General features: G+C 63.2%; 28 protein-coding genes. All 28 read right to left on the bottom strand.

The features are described from left to right. Positions 1–4: 4 nt before the first annotated feature. Positions 5–490 (bottom strand): sensor histidine kinase, encoded by a 486-nt coding sequence (locus tag ACFRAH_RS14525; protein WP_377991597.1) that lies wholly within the window; start codon positions 488–490, stop codon positions 5–7. 94 nt (positions 491–584) lie between these two features. Next, positions 585–1,481, bottom strand: coding sequence for a response regulator transcription factor (locus tag ACFRAH_RS14520; protein ID WP_377991595.1), 897 nt, complete (start codon positions 1,479–1,481; stop codon positions 585–587). Between the two features lie 116 nt (positions 1,482–1,597). After that, a complete protein-coding gene (gene truA, locus ACFRAH_RS14515) occupies positions 1,598–2,488 on the bottom strand; it encodes a tRNA pseudouridine(38-40) synthase TruA (RefSeq protein ID WP_377991593.1) in 891 nt (296 codons plus the stop codon). Positions 2,489–2,519: 31 nt separating this feature from the next. Continuing rightward, positions 2,520–3,119, bottom strand: a complete 600-nt coding sequence (gene rplQ / locus ACFRAH_RS14510; protein WP_377949459.1) for a 50S ribosomal protein L17 — start codon at positions 3,117–3,119, stop codon at positions 2,520–2,522. A gap of 77 nt (positions 3,120–3,196) precedes the next feature. Then, positions 3,197–4,207 (bottom strand): DNA-directed RNA polymerase subunit alpha, encoded by a 1,011-nt coding sequence (locus ACFRAH_RS14505; protein ID WP_003803733.1) that lies wholly within the window; start codon positions 4,205–4,207, stop codon positions 3,197–3,199. A gap of 132 nt (positions 4,208–4,339) precedes the next feature. Beyond that, the gene (rpsK, locus tag ACFRAH_RS14500; protein ID WP_003803734.1) at positions 4,340–4,741 is read right to left on the bottom strand and encodes a 30S ribosomal protein S11; all 402 of its coding nucleotides are present in this window, start codon (positions 4,739–4,741) and stop codon (positions 4,340–4,342) included. Between the two features lie 71 nt (positions 4,742–4,812). Next, on the bottom strand, positions 4,813–5,187 hold the full coding sequence (gene rpsM / locus ACFRAH_RS14495) for a 30S ribosomal protein S13 (protein ID WP_003803743.1): 375 nt from the start codon (positions 5,185–5,187) through the stop codon (positions 4,813–4,815). 172 nt (positions 5,188–5,359) lie between these two features. Next, positions 5,360–5,473, bottom strand: coding sequence for a 50S ribosomal protein L36 (rpmJ, locus tag ACFRAH_RS14490; RefSeq protein WP_009358722.1), 114 nt, complete (start codon positions 5,471–5,473; stop codon positions 5,360–5,362). A gap of 70 nt (positions 5,474–5,543) precedes the next feature. Next, complete coding sequence (gene infA / locus ACFRAH_RS14485) at positions 5,544–5,765, bottom strand: translation initiation factor IF-1 (protein ID WP_011775571.1); 222 nt, start codon at positions 5,763–5,765, stop codon at positions 5,544–5,546. Positions 5,766–5,935: 170 nt separating this feature from the next. Further along, on the bottom strand, positions 5,936–6,934 hold the full coding sequence (locus ACFRAH_RS14480) for a P1 family peptidase (RefSeq protein ID WP_377991591.1): 999 nt from the start codon (positions 6,932–6,934) through the stop codon (positions 5,936–5,938). Between the two features lie 123 nt (positions 6,935–7,057). Then, entirely contained in the window at positions 7,058–7,885 is an 828-nt protein-coding gene (gene map / locus ACFRAH_RS14475; protein ID WP_377991589.1) for a type I methionyl aminopeptidase, read from the bottom strand. 141 nt (positions 7,886–8,026) lie between these two features. Continuing rightward, positions 8,027–8,596 carry an adenylate kinase gene (locus ACFRAH_RS14470; protein WP_331572399.1) on the bottom strand — a complete coding sequence of 190 codons (570 nt, stop codon included), beginning with the start codon at positions 8,594–8,596 and terminating at the stop codon, positions 8,027–8,029. Between the two features lie 5 nt (positions 8,597–8,601). Next, on the bottom strand, positions 8,602–9,912 hold the full coding sequence (gene secY, locus ACFRAH_RS14465) for a preprotein translocase subunit SecY (protein ID WP_377991587.1): 1,311 nt from the start codon (positions 9,910–9,912) through the stop codon (positions 8,602–8,604). A 196-nt stretch (positions 9,913–10,108) separates the two neighbouring features. Then, positions 10,109–10,594, bottom strand: coding sequence for a 50S ribosomal protein L15 (rplO, locus tag ACFRAH_RS14460; RefSeq protein WP_377991585.1), 486 nt, complete (start codon positions 10,592–10,594; stop codon positions 10,109–10,111). Next, positions 10,594–10,800: a 50S ribosomal protein L30 gene (gene rpmD / locus ACFRAH_RS14455; RefSeq protein ID WP_377949446.1), complete on the bottom strand. Its 207-nt coding sequence runs from the start codon at positions 10,798–10,800 to the stop codon at positions 10,594–10,596. The genes rplO and rpmD overlap by 1 nt, the downstream gene beginning before the upstream one ends. A 3-nt stretch (positions 10,801–10,803) precedes the next feature. Continuing rightward, complete coding sequence (gene rpsE, locus ACFRAH_RS14450) at positions 10,804–11,520, bottom strand: 30S ribosomal protein S5 (RefSeq protein ID WP_377991583.1); 717 nt, start codon at positions 11,518–11,520, stop codon at positions 10,804–10,806. Beyond that, on the bottom strand, positions 11,517–11,900 hold the full coding sequence (gene rplR, locus ACFRAH_RS14445; RefSeq protein WP_003803763.1) for a 50S ribosomal protein L18: 384 nt from the start codon (positions 11,898–11,900) through the stop codon (positions 11,517–11,519). Before rplR ends, rpsE begins: the two co-directional genes overlap by 4 nt. A 2-nt stretch (positions 11,901–11,902) precedes the next feature. Then, entirely contained in the window at positions 11,903–12,439 is a 537-nt protein-coding gene (rplF, locus tag ACFRAH_RS14440; RefSeq protein WP_377991581.1) for a 50S ribosomal protein L6, read from the bottom strand. An 18-nt stretch (positions 12,440–12,457) separates the two neighbouring features. Next, positions 12,458–12,856, bottom strand: a complete 399-nt coding sequence (gene rpsH, locus ACFRAH_RS14435) for a 30S ribosomal protein S8 (RefSeq protein WP_003803767.1) — start codon at positions 12,854–12,856, stop codon at positions 12,458–12,460. Positions 12,857–12,938: 82 nt separating this feature from the next. Then, positions 12,939–13,520, bottom strand: coding sequence for a 50S ribosomal protein L5 (rplE, locus tag ACFRAH_RS14430; RefSeq protein ID WP_003803769.1), 582 nt, complete (start codon positions 13,518–13,520; stop codon positions 12,939–12,941). Next, positions 13,520–13,879: a 50S ribosomal protein L24 gene (gene rplX, locus ACFRAH_RS14425; protein WP_102973687.1), complete on the bottom strand. Its 360-nt coding sequence runs from the start codon at positions 13,877–13,879 to the stop codon at positions 13,520–13,522. Before rplX ends, rplE begins: the two co-directional genes overlap by 1 nt. 3 nt (positions 13,880–13,882) lie before the next feature. Further along, complete coding sequence (gene rplN / locus ACFRAH_RS14420; RefSeq protein WP_003803789.1) at positions 13,883–14,251, bottom strand: 50S ribosomal protein L14; 369 nt, start codon at positions 14,249–14,251, stop codon at positions 13,883–13,885. Positions 14,252–14,702: 451 nt separating this feature from the next. Then, positions 14,703–15,008: a 30S ribosomal protein S17 gene (gene rpsQ / locus ACFRAH_RS14415; protein ID WP_076801234.1), complete on the bottom strand. Its 306-nt coding sequence runs from the start codon at positions 15,006–15,008 to the stop codon at positions 14,703–14,705. Further along, positions 15,005–15,334 carry a 50S ribosomal protein L29 gene (rpmC, locus tag ACFRAH_RS14410; RefSeq protein WP_003803792.1) on the bottom strand — a complete coding sequence of 110 codons (330 nt, stop codon included), beginning with the start codon at positions 15,332–15,334 and terminating at the stop codon, positions 15,005–15,007. The genes rpsQ and rpmC overlap by 4 nt, the downstream gene beginning before the upstream one ends. Before the next feature lie 2 nt (positions 15,335–15,336). Beyond that, positions 15,337–15,753, bottom strand: coding sequence for a 50S ribosomal protein L16 (gene rplP / locus ACFRAH_RS14405; protein WP_102973688.1), 417 nt, complete (start codon positions 15,751–15,753; stop codon positions 15,337–15,339). Continuing rightward, on the bottom strand, positions 15,754–16,572 hold the full coding sequence (rpsC, locus tag ACFRAH_RS14400; protein WP_377991577.1) for a 30S ribosomal protein S3: 819 nt from the start codon (positions 16,570–16,572) through the stop codon (positions 15,754–15,756). Next, entirely contained in the window at positions 16,573–16,938 is a 366-nt protein-coding gene (rplV, locus tag ACFRAH_RS14395) for a 50S ribosomal protein L22 (RefSeq protein WP_003803798.1), read from the bottom strand. It abuts the gene before it with no gap. 38 nt (positions 16,939–16,976) lie between these two features. Next, complete coding sequence (gene rpsS / locus ACFRAH_RS14390; protein ID WP_003803803.1) at positions 16,977–17,258, bottom strand: 30S ribosomal protein S19; 282 nt, start codon at positions 17,256–17,258, stop codon at positions 16,977–16,979.

The raw sequence follows: 17,258 nt of genomic DNA, 5'->3' as shown, positions 1-17,258 counted from the left end.
GAGCTTAGTCCAGCGGCAAGGTCATCGTTGCGGACGTACCCGTGGCCGGGGACGACTCGATTCTCAGCTGTCCGCCCGCGGACGTCACGGCCAGGCGCATAAGCCGCAGCCCCATGCCCGAGTGCCTGCCATGGGTGGCGGCCTCAACGTCGAAGCCGCCGCCGTCGTCGGTCACGCGGAGCTGAATAGCGTGGTAGTCCCCGGAGCGGCAGACACACCAAAGCCGAATGGTCACGGAGGACGCCTCGGCGTATTTATGGATGTTGCTCAGGAGCTCCTGCGCCGCCCGGTAGAGCAGCGTGGCGGACTTCCTGTCCACTTCCATTCCATGATGGGGCGCCTCGAGGTGCACGGTGATCCCGCGTTCGCGCAGCGGGCTGGCCAAACGGTCAATCGCCCCCGCGACGCCAAGCGCATAGAAATCAACCGGATGCGTATCGGTAAGAACGCCACGGACTGCGACAACGTCGTCGCTTGTTAGTGATTTCATGCTTTAACGGTGCTCCCGCAGCCTTGTTATTTTCTTGTAACCTGAGCGGCGTGTCCCCCGTTTGAAGGGGCGCATCCGGGCGCGCCAGATAGCTCTACGCCAAGGTGTAGCCGACCCCGCGGACCGTCTTCAGCCAGCGTGGCCGCCTGGCGTCGTCCCCGAGCTTTCGGCGCAGGTTGCCGATGTGGGTCTCGATGATCCGGCCGGGGTCCCGAGTCCCGGTGATCCCGGCTCCCGGGTCGCCTGCGTCCCGCTTCACGAGGCCCAGAAGCCCCACGAGTTCCGACTTGGTGACCACGCCGCTGCCGTGCTGGAGCAGGATGTGCAGGAGGTCGAACTCGGTCCGGGTCAGCTGCAGGGCACGGCCGCCGAGGGTTGCGGCCCGCGTTGCACAGTCGATCGCCAGCCCCTTGTGCTCGTAGCCCTTGGGTGCCAACGCGTGCTGGGCTGCCGCATGGCCCTGGGCTGCCGCGGGGCCCTTGGCTCCGGCCAGTAACGCCGCCGCGCCCGGGATCTGGGACGGGACGTGTGGCGGGACCTGGCGTGCCGGCCGCCGCGCCCGGAGCCGCGGGGAAACCAGCGGCGGTTCCCGGGGCGTCACGATTGGCGGAACGGTCAGCTCGCGGGGCCGGCGCAGCATGCCATCAACGCGGACGCGGAGCTCCCGTGGTCGGATGGGCTTGACCATGTAGTCGTCAGCCCCCGAGTCAAAGGCCCGGAGCGTCGTCCCAAGGTCATTCCGCCCTGTGACAACCAGGACGTAGGTGTGGCTGAACTCGCGGATGCGCCTAAGCACCTCGAAGCCGCCCATGTCGGGAAGCACCAGGTCCAGCGTGACAGTGTCGGGCTGCTTGGCACGCACCAGCGCAACCCCGGATTCCCCGGTGGCAGCACAGTGCACGTCGAAGCCTGCTTCCCCGAGCGTGGCACGCAAAAGCGACCGGACTTCCTCATCCCGCTCGATGACCACAACGACGCGACGATCATTCATCCCTTACCCCCTGTAAGGACCGCATGATTTAAGACTGCGTCCCAGCCTACTGGCCGCGTGCGCCTAAACGAGGGACCACCCTCATGTCCTGCAACACGGCGTCACCAGGAAGGAAATTACTCGCGCAGCGCCCGCGTGAGCTCCGCCCGGGCCAGCAATTCGTCGTCGGACGGATAGGCCACTTCCTCGAACACCAGGGGGTGCGGCGCGGCCAGGACAGAACGGGCGTCGCGCTTCCTCGCCAGCAGGCGCTGGTGCAGCCACTCCGGGCGCTCCTGTCCCTCGCCCACATACAGAGCCGACCCCACCAGGGCACGCACCATGTTGTGGCAGAACGCGTCGGCCTGGACGGTGGCAACGATGACACCGTCCTGCCCGCGGGCAAACTCGAACCGCTGCAGCTCCCGGACGGTGGTGGAGCCTTCCCGCGGCTTGCAGAAGGACAGGAAGTTGTGCAGGCCCAGCAACTGTGACGCGCCCTCGTTCAGCAGATCCACGTCCAGCGGGGCCTTGTGCCACAGCGTGTCATTGCGGCTGAGCGGATCCCACATCTCCAGCCCGTCCGCGATGCGGTAGCTGTAGCGGCGCCACAGGGCGGAGAACCGCGCGTCGAAGCCCTCAGGGGCGACGGCAGCGCGGTGCACCACAATGGCGCCGGTCTGGTCCCCCAGCCCACGGCTCAGCGTCCCCCGCAGGCGGCGGAGAAGGGCGACGGCGGGATCGACTGCCGCGCCACGGCTCAGTCCCAGCCACTCGGCCTCCATGAGGTCGAGGTGGACCACCTGGCCGCGGGCGTGCACGCCGGCGTCGGTGCGCCCGGCGACCGTCACGCGCACCTGGCGGCGGAGCAGCAGCTCCAGCGCGCCCTCCAGGACTCCCTGAACGGTACGCAATCCTGGCTGCACTGCCCAGCCGCTGAACGGGCCGCCGTCGTACGCCAAATCCAGCCGGATACGCAAAAACCCGCCGCCCCCCAAAACGGGGGCAACGGGTTTTTGGTGGTTCATAGACTTAAGTCTATGCGAAGGATTTAGCGAATTACTTCGCGTCCTTGGCCTCGTCGGCAGCAGCCTCGTCAGCGGCGGCTTCCTCGGCCGGAGCCTCTTCAGCAGCAGCCTCTTCGGCCGGAGCTTCCTCAGCAGCAGCTTCCTCAGCGGCGGGAGCCTCTTCGGTTGCAGCTTCGGTTTCAACGACCTCTGCCTCGGGAGCTTCCTCGGCGGCCGGAGCAGCAGCGGCGGCGGCCTGAGTGGCCTCGGCTACAACAGCCTGCTTGGCGGAAACCGGATCGAGAACCAGTTCGATGACAGCCATGGGAGCGTTGTCGCCCTTACGGTTGCCGATCTTGGTGATGCGGGTGTAGCCGCCGTTGCGGTTCTCCACAGCCTGGGCGATGTCGGTGAACAGCTCGTGGACGACGCCCTTGTTGCTGATCAGGCCGAGAACGCGGCGGCGGGAAGCGAGGTCGCCACGCTTGGCGAAGGTGACCAGGCGCTCTGCGTACGGCTTCAGGCGCTTGGCCTTGGTGACCGTGGTGGTGATCCGCTTGTGCTCGAACAGTGCGGAAGCCAGGTTCGCGAGCATCAGACGCTCGTGAGCCGGGCCGCCTCCGAGGCGCGGACCCTTAGTGGGGGTAGGCATAATTGTTTCTCCTCATATGGAAGCCGGGGGCTGCGCACAACGCGGTGCGGGCCAGCCCCTCGGCCAAGATCTGCTTGTTAGAGCTCGTCGTCGCTGAACGCGGCGTCGTCCTCTTCGATGGCTGCGGCGCGGGCGGCGAGGTCGAAACCGGGAGGCGAGTCCTTCAGGGACAGACCCAGTTCAACCAGCTTTGCCTTGACCTCATCGATGGACTTCGCACCGAAGTTGCGGATGTCCATCAGGTCAGCCTCGGAGCGGGCAACGAGTTCACCCACGGTGTGGATGCCCTCACGCTTGAGGCAGTTGTAGGAACGGACGGTGAGGTCCAGATCCTCGATCGGCAGAGCCATGTCTGCTGCCAGGGCAGCATCCGTCGGCGACGGGCCGATTTCGATACCCTCAGCTGCGGTGTTCAGCTCGCGGGCCAGACCGAACAGTTCCACCAGGGTGGTGCCAGCGGAAGCAACGGCATCGCGCGGGGCGATGGCCTGCTTGGTCTCGACGTCGACAATGAGCTTGTCGAAGTCGGTGCGCTGCTCAACACGGGTGGCTTCCACGCGGAAAGTAACCTTCAGCACCGGCGAGTAGATGGAGTCAACCGGAATACGGCCGATCTCTGCATCGCCGGACTTGTTCTGAGCTGCCGAAACGTAGCCGCGGCCGCGCTCGATGGTCAGTTCGAGTTCGAACTTGCCCTTCGAGTTCAGCGTGGCAATGTGCAGATCCGGGTTGTGGAACTCGACTCCGGCCGGCGGAGCGATGTCCGCGGCGGTGACGACTCCGGGGCCCTGCTTGCGCAGGTAAGCAACAACCGGCTCGTCGTGCTCGGAGGACACGGACAGGTTCTTGATGTTGAGGATGATCTCGGTGACATCTTCCTTGACACCCGGAACCGTCGTGAACTCGTGCAGCACGCCATCGATCCGGATGCTGGTTACAGCGGCACCGGGGATGGAGGAGAGCAGGGTACGGCGGAGGGAGTTTCCGAGGGTGTAACCGAAGCCCGGCTCCAGCGGTTCAATGATGAAACGGGAGCGGTTTTCGGAGACTACCTCTTCGGAGAGGGTGGGGCGCTGTGCAATGAGCACTTAGGTTTCCTTTCGGCGAGCATCCGCTATATGACGCAACACAGGTGGTGGAAAATCGGTCTGAAGACTTAACGCGCTGGGCTTGCCCGGACCCGAAACGGGTCCGGGCAAGCTCCAAGCGGCGAAAAGTACTTAGACGCGGCGGCGCTTCGGCGGACGGCAGCCGTTGTGCGCGGCGGGGGTGACGTCCTGGATGGAGCCAACCTCGAGGCCGGCAGCCTGCAGCGAACGGATGGCGGTTTCGCGTCCGGAACCCGGTCCCTTGACGAACACGTCAACCTTCTTCAGGCCGTGCTCCTGTGCACGCTTGGCGGCGGCTTCGGCAGCCATCTGCGCAGCGAACGGGGTGGACTTACGCGAGCCCTTGAATCCAACCTCACCGGCGGAAGCCCAAGAGATCACAGCACCGGTCGGGTCCGTGATGGACACGATGGTGTTGTTGAACGTGCTCTTGATGTGCGCCTGGCCAAGCGCGATATTCTTCTTGTCCTTCTTACGCGGCTTGCGAACCGCGCCACGAGTCTTCGGGGGCATTTCTTCTCCTACAGAAAGTTATTTGGGGGAAGGCCGTGCTGATCCCACAGTTGCCGTTAGGCAAATGCGGTTTAGCGGGCCTTCTTCTTGCCGGCGACGGTACGCTTCGGGCCCTTGCGGGTACGAGCGTTGGTCTTCGTACGCTGACCGCGTACGGGCAGGCCCTTGCGGTGACGCAGGCCTTCGTAGCTGCCGATTTCAACCTTGCGGCGGATATCTGCTGCTACTTCGCGGCGAAGGTCACCCTCAACCTTGTAGTTGCCTTCAATGTAGTCACGCAGCTCTACCAGCTGCGCGTCCGTCAGGTCCTTGACCCGAACGTCAGCGCTGATGCCGGTGGCAGCCAGGGTTTCGTGTGCACGGGTCTTGCCCACGCCGTAGATGTAAGTAAGCGCAATTTCCAGCCGCTTTTCGCGGGGAATGTCTACGCCAGCGAGACGAGCCATAGTGGCGGTACTCCTTGAATAAACCGGAGGTCGTAGGCAGTACACCCGCACTTTCAGTGCGGCCCCAGCCTCCGACCGGGGGTTAGCTGTCCGGGCCCATACGTCCCAGTTCAGCTTGTGCTGCCTTTATTTACTTGCGTGGGTTAGCAACCCAGGGATTCCCCGGAGGGAATTAGCCCTGGCGCTGCTTGTGGCGCGGGTTCTCGCAGATCACCATGACCCGGCCGTTACGGCGGATCACTTTGCACTTTTCGCAGATCTGCTTGACGCTCGGCTTGACCTTCATGGCGTTCCTTTGCGTGATAGCAGTTGGTCCGATGAACCGGCCTTAGGCTGATGCCTTGGCCGCCCAACGTTTACTTGTAGCGGTAGACGATACGACCACGTGTCAGGTCATAAGGGCTCAGCTCCACCACTACGCGGTCCTCAGGAAGAATCCTGATGTAGTGCTGGCGCATCTTCCCAGAGATGTGTGCGAGGACCACGTGCTTGTTGGTGAGCTCAACACGAAACATCGCGTTGGGCAGCGCCTCAGTCACTACGCCCTCGATCTCAATGACCCCGTCCTTCTTGGCCATATCCTCCGCTAACTGTTGTTTGCCGCAGACCTCCGGCGGGCGCCGGGCATGACTGCGGACGTTTTTGATTTGATTGACCGTCGCCCTCCGGCCCGCAAATGGGCGTGGCAGGGCAGACAACCAACATGCAACTCTACGGCATTACGCCCGGAAAGTTAAATCCAGCCATGTTAGCGCACATTGCCCGGGTATGCACCAAATTCCCCCGCAGGTGTTGTCACCGCCCGGGCGCTGCTGACCCCATCCAGGATGGCCAAACGTACGACGTCGGCTGCCGCACTCTGCAGGGTAATGAGACTTATCTGCCGGGCGGCTTCCGTACTCCTGTCCAGTTCTTGGGCTCCGGTGGCGAGGCAGAACACGGTGTCGCCGTCGGCCAGGGTGTGGCTCGGATTCAGCGCCCGGGCCAGCCCTGCATGGGCGGCGGAGGCGGTCCGATTGCACTCGGCGGTGTCCAGCACCGCATTCGTGGCGACGACCACAAGCGAGGTGTTCAGGGGCGGCGGATTGAGCCCGTCGAAATCGCCTGCACCGAAAGGCCCGGTTCCGGCAGGCCCAAGCAGCGGCAGGCCCAGGGCATTCACCACTGCCAGCGCCCCGACGACAATGCCGTTATCCAGGGTGGCCGACGCCGTGCCCACTCCGCCCTTGTATTTGCCGCGTCCTATGACCGCACCGGTGCCGGCACCCACGTTGCCGCGTTCGACGTCGTGCCCTTCCGTCTGCGCGCCTGCCGCCTCTGCTGCGGCGTAGCCCATGGCCTCATCCGGGCGGGCGCCGAAATCGCCCCCGCGGCCGAGGTCGAAGATCGCGGCGGCCGGAACGATGGGCACGACCCCGCCGAGCACGGCGAAGCCCCTGCCCTGCTCCTCGCACCAGCGCTGGGCACCGTGCGCTGTCACCAGTCCGTACGCGCTGCCGCCGGTGAGTACCACGGCGTCCACTGTGGACACGAGGGTCGTGGGGTCGAGGGCATCGGTCTCATGGGTGCCGGGCCCTCCCCCGCGGACGTCCACCGAACCTACTGTCCCCGCAGGGGGCAGGACCACAGTCACCCCGCTCAGCCACCCGCCGTCGTACTTCTGCTGGTGACCCACCCGGATACCGGGCACATCGGTGATCTGTCCCTGCGCCCCGGCTGCTTCGTTGGCTCCGTCGCTCGCTTCCATGGCTCCCATTCTGCCCCGCGAGCTGACACGGCGACGCAGATACTTCCCCATGACGCGCAAAATCCCTGGCGACACCGGAATTCCGGTGTCGCCAGGGATTTTGCGTGTCGCCCAGCTAAAAGCTCAGGGGATCGGGACCGGCACCACGCCGAGGGGTGCCAGCTTCGCGGCGCCGCCGTCGGGCGCCGAGAGCACCCAGATGCCCTTCTCGTGGACAGCCACGGAGTGCTCCCACTGGCAGGAGCGCTTGCCGTCGGTGGTGACCACGGTCCAGTCGTCCTCGAGGACCGCCGTCTCGATGCCGCCGCGCACCAGCATCGGCTCGATCGCCAGGCACAGGCCGGGACGGATCTTCGGTCCGCGGTGGCTGGTGCGGTAGTTCAGCACATCGGGGGCCATGTGCATCTCGGAACCGATGCCGTGGCCCACATAGTCCTCGAGGATGCCCAGGGGCTTGCCCGGCACCGACGAGACATAGTCGTCGATGGCCGCGCCAATGTCCCCTACGAACTTGCCCTTGGCCAGGCCGGCAATTCCGTGCCACATGGCGGCCTCGGTGACGTCGGAGAGGCGCTGGTCCTCCGGGTCCGGCGTTCCCACAATGACCGTCCGGGCGGAGTCCGAGTGCCAGCCGTTGACGATCGCCCCGCCGTCGATGGAGATGATGTCCCCGTCCTGCAGGACCTTGTCCCCCGGGATGCCGTGGACCACTTCCTCGTTCACGGAAGTGCAGATGCTCGCGGGGAACCCGTGATAGCCCAGGAAGTTGGACTTGGCGCCGGCCTCCAGCAGCACTGCCGCGAAGACCTCGTCGAGCTGCCGGGTGGTGACGCCCGGGACAGCTGCGGCCACTGCCGCATCGAGGGCGCGGCTCAGCACGAGCCCTGCCTCGTGCATGGTGCGCATCTGGGCGTTGGTCTTGTATTCAATCCGTGGCTGGCCGAATGCCATCAGCGGTGTTTCCTCTCAGTGTGCCCCTGCCCGGCTGGTCACCGGATCCGGGATCAAAAGCGCGGGGCTAAAAGCGCGGGGCTAAAAGCCGGAGGCCCCTCCCAGTGGTCCGGGAGGAGCCTCGCAGCGTTGGAACTAATATCAGGCGGCCTGAGCTTCCTTGATGGCCTGCATGACGCGGTCGGTGACTTCATCGATCTGGCCGATGCCGTCAACCTGGGTCAGGATGCCGCGTTCGGCATACTTGGCCACAACAGCTTCGGTCTGCTCGTGGTAGAGGTCCAGGCGGTGACGGATGACGGCTTCGTTGTCGTCACTGCGGCCGGTTTCCTTCGCGCGGCCCAGCAGGCGGGACACGAGTTCCTCGTCATCGGCGGTGAGCTGCAGGACGACGTCCAGCTTCTGGTCGCCGTCGGCCAGGATCTGGTCCAGGTAGTCAACCTGGGCGGTGGTGCGGGGGTAGCCATCCAGCAGGAAGCCGTCCTCGACGTCGGCCTCGCTGAGACGGTCGCGGACCATCTTGTTGGTGACGCTGTCCGGAACGAAATCCCCGTTGTCCATGTACTTCTTGGCCTCAACGCCGAGCGGAGTCTCGCCCTTGACGTTGGCGCGGAAGATGTCGCCGGTGGAGATCGCAACGACGCCGAGGCGTTCCGAGATGCGTTCCGCCTGCGTGCCCTTGCCCGAACCCGGAGGTCCGATAATCAACATTCTGGTCATCGCAATAGCCCTTCGTAGTGACGCTGCTGTAGCTGCGCGTCAATTTGCTTGACGGTTTCCAGGCCAACGCCCACCATGATCAGGATCGAGGTGCCACCGAACGGGAAGTTCTGGTTGGCGTTGATCAGCACGAGCGCCACCAGCGGGATCAGTGCCACGAAGCCAAGGTAGAAGGCTCCGGGCAGCGTGATGCGCGACAGGACGTACTGCAGGTAATCCGCGGTCGGCTTGCCGGCACGGATACCCGGAATGAAGCCGCCGTATTTCTTCATGTTGTCGCTGACCTCTTCAGGGTTGAAGGTGATCGCGACGTAGAAGTAGGTAAAGAACACAATCATGGCGAAGTACAGCGCCATGTAGATGGGGTGGTCCCCGCGGGTCAGGTTGTTGTTGATCCACTCAACCCACGGCTGGATGGACTCCCCCGCCTTCGGCTGGTTGAACTGGGAGATCAACGCCGGCAGGTAGAGCATCGAGGAGGCGAAGATGACGGGAATGACGCCCGCCATGTTCACCTTGATCGGAATGTAGGTGCTGGTGCCGCCCACAGTCCGGCGTCCGATCATCCGCTTGGCATACTGCACCGGGATGCGGCGCTGGGACTGCTCCACGAACACCACCAGGGCAACGGTCAGCAGGCCGATGATGATGACGATGAAGAACGTCCCCGGGCCCTGCGCGGTCCAGATGGCGCCCAGTGAGGTGGGGAAGCCCGCAGCAATCGCCGTGAAGATCAGCAGCGACATGCCGTTGCCGACGCCCTTCTCGGTCACCAGTTCACCCATCCACATGATGAGGCCGGTGCCGGCCGTCAGCGTGATGACGATGAGGATCGTGGTGATGACGCTCTGGTCCGGGATGATCGGCAGGTTGCAGCCGGGCAGCAGCTGGCCCGAGCGCGCCAGCGACACCAGCGTCGTGGCATTCAGCAGGCCCAGCGCGATGGTCAGGTACCGCGTGTACTGCGTCAGCTTGGACTGCCCGGAGGCACCCTCTTCATACAGCTGCTGGAAACGCGGGATGACCACGCGCAGGAGCTGCACAATGATGCTGGCCGTGATGTACGGCATGATTCCCAGGGCGAAGATGGAGACCTGCAGCAGTGCACCACCGCTGAAAAGATTGACGAGCTGGTAGATCCCGCCCTGGGTCTGCCCGTTCGACAAGCATTGCTGGACATTCTGGTAGCTCACACCGGGCGAGGGGATAAAAGCTCCCAAGCGGAAGATTGTGATGATTCCCAGCGTGAACAACAACTTGCGTCGCAGATCAGGCGTCCGAAACGCCCGGCCGAATGCGCTTAGCAAGCGTCCTCCTCAGTAGTTATTAAGTCTGGTGATGCAGGTCTATAAACCCAACAACCGAGTCTAACCGGTGTTTGCGGCATGCGAACAATCCGGAAGACCCAATAGGTATGGAAAAACTCCCGGCACAGGGGCCTCGGCCCCCGTGCCGGGAGTTTTCGCAGCAGGCTGATGCCCGCCGGCTCCGGGAGTAAATCCCCTAGAGCGCGGTGGTGCTTCCGCCGGCTGCAGCGATCTTTTCAGCAGCGCTGGCTGAGAAGGCGTGGACGGTGACGTCAACCTTGACGGTGATGTCGCCGGTGCCAAGCACCTTCACGGGCTGGTTCTTGCGAACGGCACCCTTTGCAACCAGGTCCTCCACGGTGACAGCGCCACCTTCCGGGAACAGCTCGTTGAGCTTGTCCAGGTTCACAACCTGGAACTCAACCCGGAACGGGTTCTTGAAGCCGCGCAGCTTCGGCAGGCGCATGTGCAGCGGCAGCTGGCCGCCGGCAAAGCCAGCCTTCACCTGGTAGCGGGCCTTCGTACCCTTGGTACCGCGACCGGCGGTCTTACCCTTGGAGCCTTCACCACGACCAACACGGGTCTTGGCGGTCTTGGCACCGGGGGCGGGACGCAGGTGGTGAACCTTCAGAGCGCTCTGCTTTTCAGCAGCTGCGGTCTCGGCCGTGTTCTTCTCTGCCATTACTTCGCCTCCTCAACATTCACGAGGTGCGGAACCGTGTTGAGCATTCCCACGGTGACGGCGTCGGCGGTGCGGACAACGGTGTGTCCGATCCGCTTCAGGCCGAGGGACCGCAGGGTGTCGCGCTGGTTCTGCTTGGCGCCAATGACGCCCTTAATCTGGGTGATCTCCAACTTGGCGTCGGAGGGAATCAGGTTCTTAGCCATGACTTAGACACCTGCCTTCTGGTTCATCAGAGCCTTCACCAGTGCCGCCGGAGCGACCTCGTCAAGCGGCAGGCCACGGCGTGCTGCCACGGCTGCCGGCTCTTCGAGGCGCTTCAGGGCATCAACGGTCGCGTGAACGATGTTGATGGCGTTGGAGGAACCGAGCGACTTGGAGAGGATGTCGTGGATGCCCACGCACTCCAGTACTGCACGGACCGGACCACCGGCGATAACACCGGTACCGGCGGAAGCCGGACGCAGCATTACGACGCCTGCAGCGGCTTCACCCTGAACACGGTGAGGGATGGAGTTGCCAACGCGGGGAACGCGGAAGAAGGACTTCTTAGCCTCTTCAACGCCCTTGGCGATAGCAGCGGGAACTTCCTTGGCCTTGCCGTAACCGACGCCGACCAGGCCGTTACCGTCACCGACGACGACGAGAGCGGTGAAGCTGAAGCGACGACCACCCTTGACGACCTTGGAAACGCGGTTGATGGTGACAACGCGCTCGATGAACTGGTTCTTCTCGGCTTCACGTCCGCCATCGCGGCCGCCACGGCCACCGCGGTCGCCGCGGCCCTGGCCACGGTCGCCACGCTCGCCGCGACGGGCGCCACCACGGCGGTCCTCGGTAGCGGGGGCAGTGGTCTCAGCAGCTGCGGCTTCGGTCGCCTTCTCTTCTGCAGGCACAGTGTCCTTTTCCTTGTTTGCTTCGGTCACAGTGACAGCCCACCTTCGCGTGCACCGTCAGCGACGGCGGCGATCCGGCCGTGGTACTTGTTACCACCACGGTCGAAAACGACAGCTTCGACGCCGGCAGCCTTGGCACGCTCGGCGACGAGCTCGCCGACGCGCTTGGCCTTGGCGGTCTTGTCACCGTCGAATGCACGAAGGTCAGCTTCCAGAGTGGACGCGCTCGCTACGGTCTGGCCAATGGTGTCGTCGACAACCTGGACAAATACGTGGCGTGCGGAGCGGTTGACGACCAGGCGAGGACGTACAGCCGTTCCGGAGATGCGCTTGCGGATACGAAGCTGGCGGCGGCTGCGCGAAGCAGACTTGCTCTTGTTCGTACGCTTCTTGTTAATGGCGATGGCCATGGTTACTTACCAGCCTTTCCGACCTTGCGGCGGATGACTTCGCCCGCGTAGCGGATGCCCTTGCCCTTGTACGGGTCAGGCTTGCGCAGCTTGCGAATGTTGGCAGCAACCTCGCCGACCTGCTGCTTGTTGATGCCTGAGACAGAGAGCTTGGTCGGACCCTCTACTGCAAAGGTGATGCCGGCCGGAGCCGAAACGCTGACCGGGTGGCTGTAGCCGAGAGCGAACTCAAGGTCAGATCCCTTGGCCTGAACGCGGTAACCGGTACCAACGATTTCGAGCTTCTTCTCGTAGCCTGCGGTAACGCCCTGGATCATGTTGGAGATCAGGGTGCGGGTCAGGCCGTGGAGCGAACGGGAGGCCCGCTCGTCGTTCGGGCGGGTGACGGTCAGGGTGCTGTCTTCCAGCGCAACCTCGATCGGGCTGGCCACAGTGTGGCTCAGCTCGCCCTTGGAACCCTTGACGCTGACGACAGAGCCGTCAACCTTGACCTCAACGCCGGCAGGAACGGTGATGGGGAGACGTCCAATACGTGACATTATTCTCTTCCTTTCCCGTTACCAGACGTAAGCGAGGACTTCGCCGCCCACGCCCTTCTTGCCGGCCTGCTTGTCAGTCAGGAGGCCGGAAGAGGTGGACAGGATTGCGATACCCAGGCCACCCAGCACGTGCGGCAGGTTGGTGGACTTCGCGTAAACGCGGAGACCCGGCTTGGAAATACGACGGACACCCGCGATTGAACGCTCGCGGTTGGGACCGAACTTGAGGTCGATGGTCAGCTTCTTGCCGACTTCAGCGTCCTCTTCCTTCCAGCCGGCGATGAAACCTTCGGCCTTGAGGATGTCAGCAACGCGAGCCTTCAGCTTGCTGTAAGGCATAGACACGGAGTCGTGGTATGCCGAGTTTGCGTTACGCAGGCGCGTAAGCATATCTGCGACAGGATCTGTCATTGTCATTTGGGCACTTGCCCTTCCTCGTAACGGTTTCCACCGTTCTGTCCCTGGGGGATCAGAGCGGCCGGACCTTTTACGTAGTTAATTAAGCTTCGGTCTTGAACGGGAAACCAAGCGCCTTGAGCAGCGCGCGGCCTTCGTCGTCGGTCTTGGCGGTGGTCACAACCGTGATGTCCATACCGCGGGTGCGGTCGATGGAGTCCTGGTCGATCTCGTGGAACATAACCTGCTCGGTCAGACCGAAGGTGTAGTTGCCGTTGCCGTCAAACTGCTTGCCGCTGAGGCCGCGGAAGTCGCGGATACGGGGCAGGGCCAGCGTGACCAGACGGTCCACGAATTCCCACATGCGGTCGCCACGCAGGGTTGCGTGTGCACCAATCGGCATGCCTTCGCGCAGCTTGAACTGGGCGATCGACTTGCGGGCCTTGGTGACCTGCGGCTTCTGGCCGGTGATCAGGGTGAGGTCGCGGACAGCGCCGTCGATCAGCTTGGAGTCCTTGGCGGCATCTCCAACACCCATGTTCACAACAACCTTGACCAGACGGGGAACCTGGTTCACGTTCTCGTACTTGAATTCCTCAAGAAGCGCGCTCTTGATGGAATCGGCGTACTTGGTCTTCAGACGAGGAACGATCTTCGTTGCCGGAGTCTCGAGAGTCTCAGTCATTAGATGTCCTTCCCGGAGCTCTTGGCCACGCGGATGCGGACGGTCTTCTTGACGCCGTCCTTCTCTACGGTGTCGAGGCGGAAACCAACGCGGGTCGGCTTCTTGGTGGACGGGTCAACCAGAGCCACGTTGGAAACGTGGATGGAAGCCTCGACAACCTCGATGCCGCCGGTCTTGGTGCCGCGCTGCGACTGTCCGACCTTGGTGTGCTTGGTTACGCGGTTGATACCCTCAACCAGCACGCGGTTGGTTTCCGGGAACACGCGCAGGACCTTGCCCTGCTTGCCACGGTCGCCGCCGCGCTCAGCCTTGGCGCCAGTGATGACCTGTACCAGGTCACCCTTCTTGATCTTAGCCATGGACTAGAGCACCTCCGGAGCCAGAGAAACGATCTTCATGAACTTCTTGTCACGGAGTTCACGACCAACCGGTCCGAAGATACGGGTACCGCGGGGGTCACCGTCGTTCTTCAGGATGACGGCTGCGTTCTCGTCAAACTTGATGTAGGAACCATCCGCACGGCGGCGTTCCTTCTTGGTACGGACGATGACAGCCTTGACGACGTCGCCCTTCTTTACGTTGCCGCCCGGGATTGCATCCTTGACGGTTGCGACGATGACGTCGCCAATGCCTGCGTAGCGACGGCCAGATCCACCGAGAACGCGAATGGTAAGGATTTCCTTAGCACCCGTGTTGTCGGCGACCTTGAGTCGCGACTCCTGCTGAATCACTATTTACTCCTTGCGTCGCGCCGGTTCTCAGACCGAATAACTTGCTACGGAATGAGCCTTGCGGAACGGTTGATCGGGGTGTCTCTTGACCTGACTGGATTTTGCCAGACCAGGCCTAAACGCCCGTGCCACAAACAGTTGCTTCCCAGGCCCGTGAAGGCGCAAGGGGGCACTATGCCGTGGCACGATTGTTTACGAGGTTTGCTGTCGGCACACAAAAGGCGCCATACAAACTCAAAATCTTAGCACAGTTTGGGCCAGGCTCCATATCACTTGCCACCGGTCCCCCGCAACAGGCCAAGCTCCCCCGCAACGTACGACGGCGGCATGTACCGCCGGCGTTCGTCCCGCCGTCGGCCGCTCCCCCGCTTAGCCGCTCCCCCGACTTAACGGGGAAACCCCCGCTCCCAAAGGGAACGGGGGTTTGCCGGTGCAGCCAGGCTGCGGGGTGTTACTTGGCCTTTTCGAGGATTTCCACGAGCCGCCAGTTCTTGGTGGCGGACAGCGGCCGGGTCTCGGCGATGACAACCAGGTCGCCGATGCCGGCGGTGTTCTGCTCGTCGTGTGCCTTGACCTTGGAGGTGCGGCGGATGACCTTGCCGTACAGGGCGTGCTTCACGCGGTCTTCAACCTGAACAACGATGGTCTTGTCCATCTTGTCAGAGACCACGTAGCCGCGACGCGTCTTACGGTAACCGCGCTGCTCAGCCGTAGCTGCCGTAGCAGTTTCCGTCACGTTCTCGTCCTTTTCACTCACTTGGCGTCCTCCTCGGTCTCAGCCTCGGCCGGCTTTTCAGCCTTCTTAGCTGCAGACTTCTTGGACTTCTTTTCTTCCTTGGCTTCCACAACCGGTGCGGCAACCTCGGCACGAATGCCCAGCTCGCGCTCACGGAGAACGGTGTAGATGCGTGCGATGTCCTTCTTTACCGCGCGCAGACGACCGTGGTTCTCCAGCTGTCCGGTAGCGGACTGGAAACGCAGGTTGAACAGCTCTTCCTTGGACTTGCGGAGTTCTTCAACGAGACGCTCGTTGTCGAAACCGTCCAGCTGTGCGGGTGCGAGATCCTTCGACCCAACTGCCATTTCTACTCACCACCTTCGCGACGCACAATGCGTGCCTTCAACGGCAGCTTGTGGATCGCCAGGCGCAGGGCCTCGCGAGCTACCTCATCACTGACACCGGAGAGTTCAAAGAGAACCCGGCCCGGCTTGACGTTTGCGACCCACCACTCCGGCGAACCCTTACCGGAACCCATGCGGGTTTCGGCAGGCTTCTTGGTCAGCGGACGGTCCGGGTAGATGTTGATCCAGACCTTACCGCCACGCTTGATGTGGCGGGTCATCGCGATACGGGCAGACTCGATCTGACGGTTCGTGACGTAGGCCGGGCTCAGAGCCTGGATGCCGTACTCACCGAAGGAGACCTTGGTGCCGCCCGTGGCAGCGCCGGAACGACCCGGGTGGTGCTGCTTACGGTGCTTGACTCGACGTGGGATAAGCATTTAAGCCTGTCCTCCTTCTGCTGCCTGTGCCGGAGCGGCTGCCTCGGCTGCCGGAGCTTCGGCTGCCGGACGTTCGGTGCGACGGCGGCGGTCACCACGGTCAGCGCCACCCGGGCGGCCCGGACGGTCGCCGGAGCGGCCGCGGGACGGGGCAGCAGCTGCCTGCTGAGCCAGTTCCTTGGAGGTGACGTCGCCCTTGTAGATCCAGACCTTCACGCCGATGCGGCCGAAGGTGGTCTTGGCTTCGTAGAAGCCGTAGTCGATGTTCGCGCGGAGGGTGTGCAGGGGCACACGGCCTTCGCGGTAGAACTCCGAGCGGGACATTTCAGCGCCACCGAGGCGGCCCGAGCAAGCGATACGGATACCCTTGGCACCGGCACGCTGCGCGGACTGCATGGCCTTCTTCATCGCACGGCGGAATGCCACGCGGGAAGTCAGCTGCTCGGCAACACCCTGGGCAACAAGCTGGGCTTCCATCTCGGGGTTCTTGACCTCGAGGATGTTCAGCTGGACCTGCTTGCCGGTGAGCTTTTCGAGCTCGCCGCGGATGCGGTCGGCCTCGGCGCCGCGGCGGCCGATGACGATGCCCGGACGTGCCGTGTGGATGTCCACGCGGACACGGTCGCGGGTGCGCTCGATCTCGACCTTGGCGATGCCGGCGCGCTCCATGCCCGTGGACATGAGCTGGCGGATACGGATGTCTTCGCGAACGAAGTCCTTGTACCGCTGGCCGGACTTGGTGCTGTCAGCGAACCAGTGCGATACGTGATCGGTGGTGATGCCGAGTCGGAACCCGTGCGGGTTTACTTTCTGTCCCACTTAGCGAGCCTCCTCTTTCTCCGGGGTAGCGACTACCACGGTGATGTGGCTGGTGCGCTTCTTGATCTGAAATGCACGACCCTGAGCACGCGGCTGGAACCGCTTCATGGTCGGGCCTTCATCAACAAACGCTTCGCTGATGATGAGGTCACCTTCGTCGAACGCAACGCCGTCGCGGTCCGCGAGGACACGGGCGTTGGAGATTGCCGACTGAACTACCTTGAATACCGGCTCCGAAGCTGCCTGGGGGGCAAACTTCAGAATTGCCAGAGCCTCGTTCGCTTGCTTACCACGAACAAGGTTGACGACGCGCCGGGCCTTCATAGGCGTTACGCGGATGTGGCGCGCAATTGCCTTGGCTTCCATTGCTTTCCTTCTCTCGTCTTTGACGTAAGTGCAGGCGCCTAGCGGCGCTTGCCCTTACGGTCGTCCTTGACATGGCCGCGGAATGTCCGCGTGGGAGCGAATTCGCCGAGCTTGTGCCCGACCATCGACTCGGTGACAAACACCGGGATGTGCTTGCGTCCGTCGTGCACGGCGATCGTGTGCCCGAGCATGTCGGGGATGATCATCGAGCGGCGGGACCAGGTCTTGATGACGTTCTTGGTGCCCTTTTCGTTTTCCCTTGCGACCTTCACAAAGAGGTGCTGGTCAACGAAAGGACCTTTTTTCAGGCTGCGTGGCAT

This window comes from Arthrobacter sp. NPDC056727, from assembly GCF_042790555.1.
In the GTDB taxonomy this organism is placed as follows: domain Bacteria; phylum Actinomycetota; class Actinomycetes; order Actinomycetales; family Micrococcaceae; genus Arthrobacter.
The sequence above is the reverse complement of the archived record's forward strand: the minus strand, read 5'-3'. Positions and strand labels throughout refer to the sequence as shown.